The following is a 14,212-nucleotide window of genomic DNA, read 5'->3' on the forward strand; positions in this document are numbered from 1 at the left end:
ATGTCGGTCCCCCTTGATAGGATCAGTGGATCAGGAAAATGGCGATGAGTGCCGGGATCACGAGCCCCGCGCCGACGAGCGGCCAAGTGCTCTTGCGGTGCTTCGAATGCATCCACAGCAGGACGAGCCCGGTCAGCGTGAAGACCATGCAGGCCAGCACGAAGATGTCGATGAACCACTTCCAGGCGGTGCCCGAGTTGCGGCCCTTGTGAAGGTCGTTGAGATAGGCGATCCAGCCGCGGCTGGTGTTTTCGGTCGTCACCTCGCCGGTGGCGCGGTCGACCGAGATCCAGCCGTCGCCGCCGGGGCGGGGCAGGGCCAGGTAGATCTCGTCCGCGGACCAGTCGGCATCACCCGAGGCGCGGCTTTTGAGGTTCGCTTCGAGCCAGCTGCGGACCTCGTCCGGAAACGGTTTCTTCGCATCGGGCGCATCATCGGGCGCAATCCGCGGCAGCAGCGCCTTGGGCAGTTGCGCCTTGGCTTCCTGTGTGACCGGCGACCCTTCGATGTCGGCGGCATGATTGAGCGTGAAGCCGGTGATCGCGAACAGCAGCAGGCCGATCAGGCTGATTGCCGAACTGATCCAGTGCCAGGTGTGAAGCTGCTTCAGCCAGAAGGCTTTCCGGCTGCGCTTCTTTGCGGGTCGAGCCGGTGGGGCGGGAGCATGCATCGGGTGGCGGTCATCTCGGGAAATGATGACCGCGCGATAACGCGAACGATTCGCAATTGCAACGTGATAGGCGTGATTTTCGGAAGGTCTTTGGCCCCCGAAGCACCGGCTCCGGGGGCCGTGACTTTCAGGCCCGGCCGAGCAGCACGCGCGCTTGTCCGGCGATCTGCGCCAGCATCGCCGCATTGGGCGTGGGGGCAAGGCGCGCGCGCGCGACCAGCGCCGCGAACTGGGCGACGCGCGCCTGATTCGCCTCCAGCCAGTCGTCGACGCTCGCCTGCGGGTCCTTGGCATCGACGCGCGCCAGGAATTCCAGGCGAAGCTGCTGGAAGTCGCGGGCGAGCCCGGCGATCAGCAGCCGTTCCCATACATCGCCGGTGGTGATCCGGGCGGCGGTCGACTGGGCCCAGTCGAGGCCGAGCGCCTGGCCCAGCGCGGTGAAGGCGCGGGTCAGCACCGTCTCGTCGATGCCGCGGCGTTCGCCCAGATCGGCCAGGCCGACCGCGCCGTCCAGCTCGAACAGGCGGACGACCTTGGCGACCAGATCGCCCGGCGCGCCGGCCGCCTCCAGCCGTGCGGAGATGCGGTTCGACTGGGCGCGGACCTCGTCGAGCAGCAGCGCCTTGGTCTGGCGATCCAGGCTCTCGATCCCGGGCTTCAGCCTGGCGATGACCTCGGCCGGGCTCGCGCCTGGGCGGCAGACCCTCAGCAGGTCGGCGATCTGGCCGCGCACCGCGACCGCGACTTCCTCGAGCAGTGCCAGGCGTGCGCCCTCGCCGATTTCGGCCGTCTCGATCGCTTCCCAGATGTCGGGCAGGCCGAGCAGCTTTTCGGCGACGACGAACATCGCCGCGATGTCGCGCATCGACGCGCCTTCTTCCTCGGCAAGCTCGAACGGATGGAGCACGCCCAGCCGGTTGACGACGCGGTTGGCCAGCTTCGTCGCGACGATCTCGGCGCGCAGCCGGTGCTCGTCGATCGCCGTACCAAAGCGTTCGCGCATCGCCGACGGGAAGGCATCGTGCAGATAGTGCGCGAGCTCGGGATCGTTGCCCAGATCGCCATGCTCGACCGCGTCCTGGATGCCCAGCTTGCAGCTGGCCAGCAGCACGGCGAGTTCGGGACGGGTCAGCCCGCGGCCTTCCTGCGCGCGGCGCAGCAGGTCGTCATTGGTGCCAAGCCCCTCGACCGTCCGGTCCAGCCGTCCGGCGGACTCGAGGATCTCGATCACGCGGACATAGGAGGGCAGCGCGACCGCGCCGTCATTCTCCATGAACGACAGCGCCAGCGTCTGCAGCCGGTTATCCTCCAGCACCAGATGCGAGACGTCGTCGGTCATCGCCGCCAGGAAGCTGTTGCGATCCTCGAACTCCAGCCGGCCCTCGATCACCTCGCGGTTCAGCGCGATCTTGATGTTGACCTCGTTGTCCGAGCAATCGACGCCGGCCGAATTGTCGATGAAGTCGGTATTGATCCGGCCGCCGCGGGTGGCGAAGGCGATGCGCGCCGCCTGGGTGACGCCCAGATTGGCGCCCTCGCCGATGACGCGTGCCCGCATCTCCTCGGCATTGACGCGGAGGCGATCGTTCGACGGATCACGCGCGTCGAGATGGCTCTCGGCCGCCGCCTTCACATAGGTGCCGATGCCGCCGAACCACATCAGGTCGACCGGCGCCTTCAGGATCAGGTTGATCAGCCCCGCCGGATCGATCGACTCGATCGTGACGCCCAGCATCTCGCGGACCTGGGGCGACAGCGGGATCGACTTCTCGGTCCGGGCATAGACGCCGCCGCCTTCGGAGATCAGCGACGGATTATAGTCCGCCCAGCTGGAGCGCGGCAGCGCGAACATGCGGGCGCGCTCCGCCCAGCTCGCGTCGGGATTGGGATCGGGATCGAGGAAGATGTGGCGATGGTCGAACGCGGCGACCAGCTTGATCGCCTTCGACAACAGCATGCCATTGCCGAACACGTCGCCCGACATGTCGCCGCAGCCGGCGACGCGCACCGGCTCCGACTGGACGTCGATGCCCATTTCCAGGAAGTGGCGCTGGACCGAAACCCAGCCGCCGCGGGCGGTGATGCCCATCGCCTTGTGGTCATAGCCATGGCTGCCGCCCGAGGCAAAGGCGTCGCCCAGCCAGAAGCCCTTGTCGACGGCGATCGCATTGGCGACGTCGGAGAAGGTCGCGGTCCCCTTGTCGGCGGCGACCACGAAATAGGGGTCGTTGCCGTCGAGAATCGTCACGCCCTCGGGATGCACCACCTCGCCCTGGACGATATTGTCGGTGATCGACAGCAAGGTGCGGATGAAGATGCGATAGCTCTCGGTCCCCTCCGCGAACCAGGCGTCGCGGTCCAGCGCGGGCGAGGGGAGCTGCTTGGCATAGAAGCCGCCCTTGGCGCCGGTCGGCACGATGACGGCGTTCTTGACGCGCTGCGCCTTCATCAGGTCGAGGATCTCGCTGCGGAAATCGTCGCGGCGATCGGACCAGCGCAGGCCACCGCGCGCGACCGGGCCGGCACGCAGGTGGATGCCCTCGACGCGAGGGCTGTACACCCAGATTTCGCGCCAGGGCAGCGGGCGAGGCAGGCCGGGTACGCGCGCGCTGTCCAGCTTGAACGCCAGCGCCTCGCGGCCGGCCGGGGCATAAGCATTGGTGCGCAGCGTCGCGAGGATCACGCCGCGCAAGGCGCGCAGGATGCGGTCGTCGTCGATCGCCGAGACATTGGCCAGGCCCGCCTCGATCGCAGCGTCGGCCGTCTCGATCGCGGCTTCGTCCTTGCCGGCGCGCTCGGGATTGTGCGCGGCGTCGAACCGTTCGATCAGCGCAGCGGCAACGGCAGGGGCGCGGCGCAGCGCGTCGACCACGGTGACCATGCCATAGCTGAGTCCGGTCTGGCGCAGGTAGCGGAACCAGGCGCGCAGCAGCACGACCGATTCCGGCCGCATGCCGGTCTCGACGATCAGGCGGTTGAACGCGTCATTCTCCGCCGTGCCCTCCAGCACCGCGGCGATCGCACCCTGGACCAGCGCCGGGTCGCGCGTCAGGACGGGTGCGGGGCCGGCAAGCGCAACCTCGAAATCATGGATGAAGATGCCGTGGTCGCCGCTCAGCTCGGTCGGGATCTCCTCGATCACGCGGAAGCCGAAATTCTCGAACACCGGGACCGCGTCCGACAGCGCGAGCGCGCCGCCCTGGGCATAGAGCTTGATGCGGAAGCCGTTGGGTTCGCCCTCGACCGGCGAGATCCGCACCGAGCGATCGCTGTTCGACTTCAGTGCGGCAATGCGCGCAATGTCGCGCGCGGCCTCTTCCGGCGCGCTGGTGGCGCGATAGGCCGCGGGGAAGGCGGCGGCATAGCGGATCGCCAGACGGGTCGAGCCGCCATCGCCCTGCTCGTGCAGCGCTGCCTCGACCGCGGGCACCCAGCCGCGCACCATCTTCTTCAGCCGCTGATCGAGCGCATGCGAATCAGGCATCTGCCCGCCGCCGCGCAGGTCGAGCGTGTAGCGCAGCAGTGCGACCACGCCGTCCTCCAGCGCGATCGTCCAGTTGATCACCTTGGCGTTCGCCGCCTCGCTTAGCATCTCGCCGATCGCGGTGCGGCGGCCGGTCGACACTTCGTCGCGCGGCAGCCAGACGAAGGCGAACAAATGGCGCTTGAGCGGGCTGGCGACCAGCACCAGCTTCGCGCGCGGCCGGTCGGCGATCGACATCGCCGTCAGCACCAGCTGCTCCAGCGCGGCGGGCTCGAAGGCGGTGGTCAGGTCGTGCGGCAACGCGGTCAGCGCATGCGCCATCGCCTTTCCGGTATGGCCCTTGGGGTTGAAGCCGAACTTGGCCTCCAGCGCCTTCAGCCGTGCGCGCAGCACCGGCACTTCCTCGGGTAGCGAGAACAGGGCGGCGCTGGTCCACAGGCCGGCATGGATCGACAGGCCGGTCACTTCAGCGCCGGTCAGGATCGGCAGCACGACAATGTCGAGCGGCGCGCGCCGGTGCACGGTCGAGATGCAGTTGGACTTGAGCAGCAGCGGTGCCTCGCCACCCTTGGCGAAATAGTCGACGGCTGCCTTGCGCGATGCGTCTGCCAGGATCGGCGCGCTCTGCGAATAGCGGATGATGCCCAGCTGGTCGCTGCTGGTGCCGTCGGTGCGCCACTTCTCATGCGCCAGCAGCGTCATCGCGCCGCCCTGGAACCAGCGCAGCAGCGCCTCGCCCTCGGGCGTCGGCAGGTGCGCGGCGTCGGCACCGATCGCCGCCTGCAGCGCGCGCCAGTCCTCGACCGCGGCGCGAACCTGCTCCAGCGTCCGCTCGATCTCGGTCGCGGCGGCGCGGCGGGTCTTGGCGTCGGCGCGCTCGGTTTCGATGAACACCATCGATTCGGGGCGGGCGCCGGCCGCATCGGGGCCGATATCGGTCAGCTGCCCGGCTTCGTTTCGGGTAACCTTGAGCACGGGGTGAAGAATGCGGTGGATCGCGATGTCGTGCGCGGCCAGCGCGCCCGAGATCGAATCGACCAGGAAGGGCATGTCATCGTTGATGACCGTCAGCCGCATGCGGCGGCGCTCGTCCTCATAGCTTTCGAGCACGACCTTCGCGGTGCCGGGCGGCCGCTCGGCAGCGGCTTCGGCGACGAACGCCGCGGCAGCTTTCCGCTCTTCCTCTCCAAATCCCTCGAGTTCGCCGGGGAGTGCTCCATCGAGCAGCCGGGCTTCGAACGCTTGCTTGAGCGCGCTTATATTCTTCGGCATGCGGGCTCCTATGCGCCTGCCCTCTGGCCTTCTCAAGTCCGACAGCGCTGGCCGTTCACAATCGCAATTAACGTGCGCTTGGTTCCCGCCATGGCTAATTAAAGGTCGCTACATGGCGAGCTTTTGCACGGCCTGTTCGAGCGCGATCGGGGCTACACAGCGGACCCTGTCCGGCACGCCGCGGCCATTTCCGTTTCCAGCCGCCGTTGCGTTTCGGCATCGACCAACTCCATCCAGTTGATCACACCATAAATATAATCGACCCGATCCTCCCTTGCGGAGAAAGGCAGCAGGACCCCGCGGTACAGCGTCGTGCCGCTGCGCAATCCGGCGAACTCGCCCTCGAAGCCGATCGGCTGTCGATTGGAGATGATCCGGCGGCATTGGTCTGCCAGTCGCGGCAGCAGCGACCGGCGGACGGGCCGCGTGGCGCGGGTCACGCTTCGATCCGGCGCGATTCCCTCGCGGAGCGTGCGGCCGAGATAACGGATTCGCGGATCGCCTCGGCTCCGCATTACCTCCAGCAGCATCGAATGCGGGCCGAAATTGGCGATTGCATGCGGGTCGAGATCCAGGATCGACGGCTGATCCCGCCCCCGCAGGAGGGACACCCAGTAGCGATAGGCACGCAGGTACATGCGGCGGTCGTCGCCGCCGATCCCAAGCGGATACGCCCCGTCCGGACCTGTTTCCGAGTCGCCTACCGGCCCCCGACCGGCGGCTCCGTACGACATATGCATTCCGCGTGCTCCACGCTCTGGCAGGGCCGTTCCAATGGCGGACTCGTGCGCCGGGCGCGGTAAAAGCCCCGTAAACCCCGGCGCCATCGGCCCGTGCACCGGAATCTCGCCCGCCAAGCGACAAAGGTCGCGGCAATGCTTGTCAGTGGCGAAAGAGGCTGGTAAGCGCGCCGCCTCCCCGACGCGTTCGCGCCGGGCGGGCCGCTTTAGCTCAGTTGGTAGAGCATCGCATTCGTAATGCGGGGGTCACAGGTTCGAGTCCTGTAAGCGGCACCAGTACGTATAGAGAACATCTCTAGAAAATCGCGCGTTTATAAGCTATTATGGGCTCAGCGCGGTCCCATATTTTCCCATTATGTTCCGCCGTGGCCCACTCAAAAGGGGCCATAAAACGTGGGGCCACGAACATGCAAGGAGGCGTGGCCCCATGCTTAACGCGGTACAGATTCGAGCCGCTCAGCCGAAAGAGCGTGCATATAAGCTCTTCGATTCGGATGGGCTCTATCTCCTGGTTCAGCCCTCCGGGGCATTTCTCTGGCGATTTCGCTATCGCTGCTGCGGGATCGAGCGGAAGTTGTCGCTTGGCCGCTTTCCCGACGTCACGCTCCAGCAGGCTCGCCGCAAGCGTGACGAAGCCAAGGCGGAGTTGGATGACGGGCTCGATCCGGTCGAGGAAAAGCGTCAAAAGCGATTGGCGGCCGAACTGGCGGCAAAGACAACCTTCGAGCTCGTCGCTGTCGAGTATATCGAGAAGATGGAGCGGGAAGGACGTTCGCCTGCGACGATCAAGAAGGCGCGTTGGTTCCTTGAGCTATTGGGCGGGATCGCCAAACGACCGGTTGCGGCGATAACGCCTCATGAACTGCTCGACGTGCTGAAGCGGGTGGAGCGGCGCGGCCACCATGAGACGGCGATCAGGCTGCGGTCCTTCGCTGGCCGGGTGTTTCGATATGGCTTTGCGACGTTGCGCACCGAGCGAAACCCAGCCGACATCCTGCGCGGCGCCCTGACGGTCCCGAAGGTGAAGCATCATGCCGCGATCGTCGATCCGAAGAAGGTCGGGGAGCTGCTCAGGAGCATCGAGGACTATAAAGGACGGCCCGAGACCCTCTACGCGCTCCGCATCGCGCCTCATGTGTTCCTGCGCCCTGGCGAGCTGCGACAAGCGAAGTGGAACGAGATCGACTTTGCCGAGAAGGTCTGGCAGGTTCCCGCGGAGCGGATGAAGATGAAGCAGCCGCACGCGGTGCCCCTTTCGCGGCAAGTGCTTTTTCTGTTGCAGGATCTGCGCGGGCTTGCTCGCGCAAGCGAGTACCTGTTCCCAGCGCTTCATACGACGCAGCGGCCGCTCTCCGACAATACGCTCAACGTGGCGCTGCGGCGGCTTGGCTTCGAACATGACGAGATGACGAGCCATGGGTTTCGCGCGATGGCCAGCACGCTACTCAACGAGTCAGGTCTTTGGCACCCGGATGCGATCGAGCGCGCCTTGGCGCATGGCGAGCGGGACCGGGTTCGTGCCGCCTATCATCGCGGAGCTCATTGGGAAGAGCGTGTACGCATGGCGCAGTGGTGGTCCGATTATCTCGACCACCTTCGAATTGGCGGGAAGGTGATCAAGGGCAAGTTCCGCACGCAGGCTTGAAATTGTCGAGTGGCGAGGAGGGGTGGGCGCGGATCGGGCATATTGGAGCGGAGTTTCGGAAGTGAAGGTCTGCATCGAGTCACAGATAAAGCACTGTAAATGGCGTTACTGCGGTGGGATGAGTGCATTCTATAAATTTGCCATTGCGCAGCGCGACCAGTTTGACGCATAGTCCAAGTCAGATAGTTGCATCGGGGCATTTGCAGCGGGCGCCAGGGGGTTTATGCGCTTTGTTAACCGATTTGTATACCTAGGAGCATGCTTGCCGCGTGCGTCATGATCCTCGTGGTTATGACGCCAGATTGGAGCATGGCTGCTTACAATGAGGCCATCAATTGCTCCCCCGACGCTTGCAGTCGACTGGTTCAAGCTCGTATTTTGGCCGATCAACGACGGCGTCCGCGCAAAGTACACATGCTATAAGGCTGGCAATCGAGAATGGGTAAACGTCACCAGCGCCCTATGATTGGCAGTCCAAGATAATCGCTAAGAGGGGCTTGAGACCCCAGTTATGCGCCGGAGTGTTTAATGATACGGATCATTCTAGGCGGCGTGGACAAATTTTGAGTTAGGGTTGGGCCTGGCTCGCGTTCAGCCGGGCTAGCACGTCGGCCGGTGGCAAATCATAGCCCGTCGCCGTCTTGCCCGACCAATTGAGCCCGCATTGGAGACCATCCTTTGCCGGCCCTGGAAGCCATTTTTCGGCGAACAGTGACAGAGCGATCGGTACCGGTTCAAAGTCGCGATATGCCGAGACAGTTTTGATGACCGACATTGCTCTCGTCTCCGACGACCAAAAGGGCATAGCCGTTTCACCGGACGCATTTGTCGACGTAGGGAAGCCACCCTTGTCTTTGATTCCCCAGACCTGCGTGCCGCGAAGCACCTCGGAAACAAAGGCATCGGCGTTGATCGAGGAAATGCTCATCGCTCAAGAATGAGCAGCAAACTCCGACCTCTGCAAGTGAGCGGAACTTAGATGTGCTCGTCTGATGAGCTTGACGCGTCGCGAAGTGATTGATTCAAGGCTGCCTTTTGGAGGTAAGCTTGAGCAGAGGCGATCTCACCGAGCCAGAATGGCGCATTCTGAAGGACTTGCTGCCGATCGAGCCTGAGAACCGTGGCCGAGGCAGACCACCCGAGCAGAACCGCTCGATCATCAACGGCATACTCTGGCGGCTCCGGTGCGGTGCGCCGTGGCGCGATGTCCCTCCCAAATATGGCAGTTGGAACACGATCTATCGCCGGTTCCGGCGGTGGAGCGAAGCCAGGGTCTGGGAGACCGTTGCCGTGACGCTTGCCGAGATCATGGCGGACAGCGGCCACTACAGCATCGACAGCACCACAGTCCGTGCCCACGTCTCGGCAGCGGGCGGAAAAGGGGGACTCATCGACGCGCTCTTGGCCGCTCGCGGGGCGGGTTCACCAGTAAGCTTCACTGCTTGGCTGATGCCTTGGGACGACCAGTTGCCTTCCATCTGACGGGCGGCGAAGCGGCGGACTGCAAAGCCTATGACGCTTTGATCGACCTGCCCGAGCGCGCGCCCGACGCTTTGTTGGCGGACAAGGGTTACGATGCGGACGCGATCCGAACCGATCTCGCCGACCGAAAGATCAAGGCCGTCATCCCCGGCCGATCAAACCGCCGCGTGAAGATCGAGCATGACCGGACGCTCTACAGGCAGCGCAACCGCATCGAGCGCATGTTCGGCCACCTCAAGATCAACCGAGCAATCGCCACCCGCTATGACCAACTGGCCAACAGCTTCCTCGGCATGGTCCACGTCGCTACCGCCAGATACTGGCTCAAATTTGTCCACGCCGCCTAACAGGTTTGCCCATTGTTCTGCTGCCAATCTCAGCCTTTGCGCAGCAGGAAATCGTAACGCTCACCGGTAATCTCCCTGCCGACAAATATCATATTGGCGAAGGTGGCGTGGATCTCCGCACTGGACGCTACATATATAGCGAGACTGACATCAAGACAGGGGAGAAAATCGAAGGAGGCATCGAGCTAAACCGAACCAATCCCGATTACACGGCAAATCATGCGAACCCGTTCGAGAACTTCTCGCATAACTGGGATATCCGGATTGTCGAGATGCGGCGTGGCCTGCAGGCAAATGAGCGCTACGGAAGCGATTTCCGCTTGAATGTACATCATAGCGGTCGATCATTTACTTTCGACGCCTACCAGAACTCACCGACTACGGTTACAAATCAGAGCGGTCCGATAGAGAGGATCACATTAAGCGGCGCGACCAACAAGGCTGACGCCAATGCAATCTGGACCTACGAATCGTCGGATGGCACGATCATTAAATTCCGTCCGATGGGCAGTTTCGATTGTGGTGCTGGGATGTGGGGCATTCATGCCCGTCGGTGCGCCTACGCTTCCGAGATGATCGAGCCGAATGGGACGAAGTTCCTGTTGACGTGCTGACGTGCTCCCCTGAAACTCCGCCAGTTTGAGCTAGAGTCCTTCATTGAGGAGGACGGAGATGAAGCGCAGCAGGTTTAGCGAGGAGCAGATCATAGCGATCCTGCGTGAGCAGGAAGCTGGGTCATCGACAGCGGACGTGTGTCGCAAGCACGGCGTGAGCAGCGCGACGTTCTACAAATGGAAGGCGACCTATGGCGGCATGGATGTGTCGCAGGCGCGCAAGCTGAAGTGCTGGAGGATGAGAATGCCCGGCTGAAGCGATTGCTGGCCGATGCGATGCTCGACAATGCGGTACTGAAGGAGGTTGCCTCAAAAAACTGGTGAAGCCTGCCGCTCGCCGAAGGGCTGTCGAGGATGTGCGGCAGACCTTCGGCATCAGCGAGCGTCGGGCGTGCGCCATCCTCAGCGTGGATCGATCGTCGATGCGCTATCCGCATCGGCGTAGTGATGATGGCGACCTGCGGTCGCGTCTTCGCGAGATCGCGCTCGAGCGTCGCCGGTTCGGTTACCGTCGGCTGGGGATCATGCTGGCGCGCGAGGGTCTCGTCATGAACCACAAGAAGCTGCTGCGACTGTATCGCGAAGAGAACCTGCGGGTGCGTCGCCGGCGTGGTCGCAAGCGGGCGATGGGCACGCGAGCACCGATGACCTTGCCGCAAGGGCCGAACCAGCGCTGGAGCCTGGACTTTGTCAGCGACACGCTGGTCTGCAGCCGGCGTATCCGCATCCTTGCCGTGGTCGATGACTTCACGCGCGAGAATCTCGCGCTGGTGGTCGACACGTCGCTGTCGGGCGCTCGTGTCGCCCGTGAGCTCGATGCGATCATCGCGGCTCGCGGCAGGCCGCTGATGATCGTGAGCGACAACGGGACCGAGCTGACCAGCCTGGCGATCCTGCGCTGGGCGCAGGACCGGCAGATCGAGTGGCATTACATCGCCCCGGGCAAGCCGCAGCAGAACGGCTACGTCGAGAGCTTTAATGGTCGCTTGCGCGACGAATGCCTGAACGAGACGCTGTTCGCGTCGTTGAGCCATGCCCGCTCGGTGCTGAGCAACTGGCGCGACGACTACAACCATGTGCGGCCGCATAGCGGAATAGGCGGGCTGACGCCCGCCGATGCTGCCAGGCGGGTTGTGCAGCCCCGCCCGCAAGGGCACGATGATAACCCCGGACTCCAGTTATGACTGGAGGAGTTTTGGGGAGCACGTCAGTCAGGTCTCTGGCATCCGGATGCGATCGAGCGCGCGTTCTCGCATGGCGAGAGGGACCGGGTTCGTGCTGCCTATCATCGCGGAGCGCATTGGGAAGAGCGTGTGCGCATGGCGCGGTGGTGGTCCGATTATCTCGATCACCTTCGGATTGGCGGAAAGGTGATCAAGGGCAAGTTCCGCAAGCGCGCTTGAAATTGTTGGGAGGCGGCAAGAAGGAACGCAGATCGGGCACATTGGGATAGAGCTTTGAATGAACAGGTACCCATCGCGTCATAGATAAGCACTGTAAACGCGGCTGCTCGCTCCTGAGAAGAGTGCGTTCTGGGAATTTCCATTGCAAAGCGCGGCAGGTTTCACGCATAGTCCCATTTAGCTGGCTGCATCGGGGCATTCGCAGCGGCAAGCAGGGGGATTCATGCAATTTGTTCGCCGATTCATCATGCCTGGAAGCGTTCTAGTTGCGTGTGTCATGATCCTTGCGTCCACGTCGCCGGGGTCGGGCACGGCTGCCTATAACGAGATGATCAATTACCGTTACGACGCCCGCGGCCGATTGGTTCAAGTTCGCCATTCGGGCTCGATCAACAACGGGGCCCAGGCAAATTACACCTACGACAGGGCTAACAATCGAGAATGGGTAAACGTCATCAGCGCTCCCTGATTGTCGGCGTTGACCCACTTTAATTCACTAAAAGGGGCTTGTGGTCCCAGTCATTTTTGGAGTGCCTCATGCTTCGCGTCATTTTCACAGGTCTACCACTCATTCTGCTGCCGGTCTCGGCATTCGCACAGCAGGAGATCGTTACGCTCACAGGAAATCTTCCTGCGGACAAGTACCATATTGGCGAAGGTGGCGTTGATCTTCGCACTGGACGCTACATATATAGCGAGACTGACATCAAGACAGGGGAGAAAATCGAAGGAGGCATCGAGCTTACCCGAACCAATCCCGATTACACGGCAAATCATGCGAACCCATTCGAGAACTTCTCGCACAACTGGGACATCCGCATTGTCGAGATGCGGCGGGGCCTGCAGGCAAACGAGCGCTACGGAAGCGATTTCCGCTTGAACGTGCATCATAGCGGTCGATCATTTACTTTCGACGCCTACCAGAACTCGCCGACTACGGTTACCAATCAGAGTGGCCCGATAGAGAGGATCACGTTGAGCGGCGCGACCAACAAGGCTGACGCCAATGCGATTTGGACCTACGAATCGTCGGATGGCACGATCATCAAATTCCGCCCGATGGGCAGTTTCGATTGCGGTGCTGGCATGTGGGGCATTCACGCCCGTCGGTGCGCCTACGCTTCCGAGATGATCGAGCCGAATGGGACGAGGTTCCTGTTCGACTATGACTATAATGGCGGCGTTGCCGGCAACCGGGCGCGCTTGCGCAGGGTTACCAGTTCGACGGGCTTCGCTCTCGTCCTCGAGGGAAGCGGGACCAGGGTGACCAAAGCGTGTGCGTTTAACCTGGCAAAGCACACGCCACCTGCGGATAATAGCTGCGGCAGCGCCGTTCCGTCAGCGACCTACGCCTATGCCAATGCGCTTTCCAACAATGTCTGGACTGCAAAATTGTCGACCGCGACTCGCCCGGATGGCGGGCAGTGGCAATTTACCTATAGCGGCAATCGAGAGGGGTACCTGCGACCAAGTGACAGTGCTGCTTGGCTGGTGAACACGATCAGCTATGTGGCGGACGAGGAAGAGGGGGTCCATGAGGTTGTTGATCGCCAAGATTATTCCAGCGGCCAGACTTACGTCTATGGGTATCAGTACACACCCTATTCCGAAAATGTAGACATCCCGAAAATTGTTGGGGGATGGTACAGCGCGGCCCAGAATAATGGGGCGTCGGTGGAGTATGGTTTCGAAATTCTGCCAGGTACTGGAATCAATGCGCTAGTAAACTGTCCAAATAAACCTTGCCAACTGCCAATGCCGGAAATGACGTTCCGGACTACCTATCAAACGACATCTGGGCCTATCAGCGTCGTAGATCCGCTGGGCGGTGTTACCAGATACGAATATTGTGATCCTGTGGCGATGGCTAACTTGCCCATTATCTATCTAGATCGATGCTTCCTGCTGCCCAATCCGGTCCATGTCATTGATCCGTCTGGACGGAAGATACTTTTCGAGTATGATTCTTCTCGAAACGTCACGAAGCTGACGACGCACCCTGCTCCGGGGAGCAGCGATCCGATCCAGGTTCAGACGGCGACGTACAATACGTCCCAGCCCAAGTTTCAGACGAAGCCTCTTTCGGTCACCGACGCCCGAGGTAATGTGACGACGTACAGCTACGCGCCTGAGCATGGCGGGGTGCTTACGGAGGTGAAGCCGGCGGTGGCGGTGCAGCAGGCTGATGGGAGCGTTGTGAATGTCCAGCCGGTGAAGCGCTTCAGCTATGGGCAATTCTATGCCTGGACGAAGTCCGGCGGAGGATATGTGCAGGCGGCGACGCCGGTTTGGCTGCTGTCGCAGGAGCGGACGTGCCGCAAGACGGCGACGGTAAACGGAGCGTGCGCGGGCGGCGCTGCCGATGAGGTGGTGACGAGCTACGAATACCAGGCGGGCAATGCGTCGACCCCCAGCAACCTGTTGCTCAAGGGGGTGGCGGTGACGGCGGACGGGACAACGCTGCGGACCTGCTACGGTTATGACGAGTGGGGCCGCCGGATCAGCGAGACCAAGCCGCAGGCCAATCTGACGTCGTGCCCGCAGTGATCGGGGCC

Annotated in this window: 8 protein-coding genes, 1 tRNA gene and 3 pseudogenes; 8 read left to right on the top strand and 4 right to left on the bottom strand. The window is 62.7% G+C overall.

All coding sequences use genetic code 11. The features are described 5' to 3' along the window. Positions 1 to 22 precede the first annotated feature (22 nt). The 3 genes from ACZ1H8_RS11930 to ACZ1H8_RS11940 all read right to left on the bottom strand — a co-directional run bounded on the left by ACZ1H8_RS11930 (position 23) and on the right by ACZ1H8_RS11940 (position 6,166). Positions 23 to 670, bottom strand: coding sequence for a PepSY-associated TM helix domain-containing protein (locus tag ACZ1H8_RS11930; protein ID WP_465177410.1), 648 nt, complete (start codon positions 668 to 670; stop codon positions 23 to 25). 127 nt (positions 671 to 797) lie between these two features. Continuing rightward, on the bottom strand, positions 798 to 5,426 hold the full coding sequence (locus tag ACZ1H8_RS11935) for an NAD-glutamate dehydrogenase domain-containing protein (protein ID WP_465177411.1): 4,629 nt from the start codon (positions 5,424 to 5,426) through the stop codon (positions 798 to 800). A 152-nt stretch (positions 5,427 to 5,578) separates the two neighbouring features. Beyond that, complete coding sequence (locus ACZ1H8_RS11940; RefSeq protein WP_465177412.1) at positions 5,579 to 6,166, bottom strand: PAS domain-containing protein; 588 nt, start codon at positions 6,164 to 6,166, stop codon at positions 5,579 to 5,581. A gap of 200 nt (positions 6,167 to 6,366) precedes the next feature. Here ACZ1H8_RS11940 and ACZ1H8_RS11945 point away from each other — a divergent pair. Together ACZ1H8_RS11945 and ACZ1H8_RS11950 are read left to right on the top strand one after the other, a co-directional pair. Continuing rightward, positions 6,367 to 6,442, top strand: a tRNA-Thr gene (locus ACZ1H8_RS11945). Positions 6,443 to 6,593: 151 nt separating this feature from the next. Next, a complete protein-coding gene (locus ACZ1H8_RS11950; RefSeq protein ID WP_465177413.1) occupies positions 6,594 to 7,811 on the top strand; it encodes a tyrosine-type recombinase/integrase in 1,218 nt (405 codons plus the stop codon). Positions 7,812 to 8,379: 568 nt separating this feature from the next. Here the strand turns inward: ACZ1H8_RS11950 and ACZ1H8_RS11955 are convergent. Beyond that, the gene (locus tag ACZ1H8_RS11955) at positions 8,380 to 8,739 is read right to left on the bottom strand and encodes a DUF2750 domain-containing protein (protein WP_465177414.1); all 360 of its coding nucleotides are present in this window, start codon (positions 8,737 to 8,739) and stop codon (positions 8,380 to 8,382) included. Positions 8,740 to 8,906: 167 nt separating this feature from the next. Here ACZ1H8_RS11955 and ACZ1H8_RS11960 point away from each other — a divergent pair. The 6 genes and pseudogenes from ACZ1H8_RS11960 (at position 8,907) to ACZ1H8_RS11985 (ending at position 14,204) form a co-directional block, all read left to right on the top strand. Beyond that, positions 8,907 to 9,640: pseudogene (locus ACZ1H8_RS11960) on the top strand (IS5 family transposase). Between the two features lie 5 nt (positions 9,641 to 9,645). Next, complete coding sequence (locus ACZ1H8_RS11965) at positions 9,646 to 10,254, top strand: hypothetical protein (protein WP_465177415.1); 609 nt, start codon at positions 9,646 to 9,648, stop codon at positions 10,252 to 10,254. A gap of 58 nt (positions 10,255 to 10,312) precedes the next feature. Continuing rightward, positions 10,313 to 11,438: pseudogene (locus ACZ1H8_RS11970) on the top strand (IS3 family transposase). 24 nt (positions 11,439 to 11,462) lie between these two features. Next, a pseudogene (locus ACZ1H8_RS11975) lies at positions 11,463 to 11,657 on the top strand (integrase); the annotation flags it as partial. A 277-nt stretch (positions 11,658 to 11,934) separates the two neighbouring features. Next, positions 11,935 to 12,126 carry a hypothetical protein gene (locus ACZ1H8_RS11980; RefSeq protein WP_465177416.1) on the top strand — a complete coding sequence of 64 codons (192 nt, stop codon included), beginning with the start codon at positions 11,935 to 11,937 and terminating at the stop codon, positions 12,124 to 12,126. A 68-nt stretch (positions 12,127 to 12,194) separates the two neighbouring features. Continuing rightward, positions 12,195 to 14,204 carry a hypothetical protein gene (locus ACZ1H8_RS11985; RefSeq protein WP_465177417.1) on the top strand — a complete coding sequence of 670 codons (2,010 nt, stop codon included), beginning with the start codon at positions 12,195 to 12,197 and terminating at the stop codon, positions 14,202 to 14,204. Positions 14,205 to 14,212 lie beyond the last annotated feature (8 nt).

Source organism: Sphingomonas sp. BL-S-25, assembly GCF_055521555.1.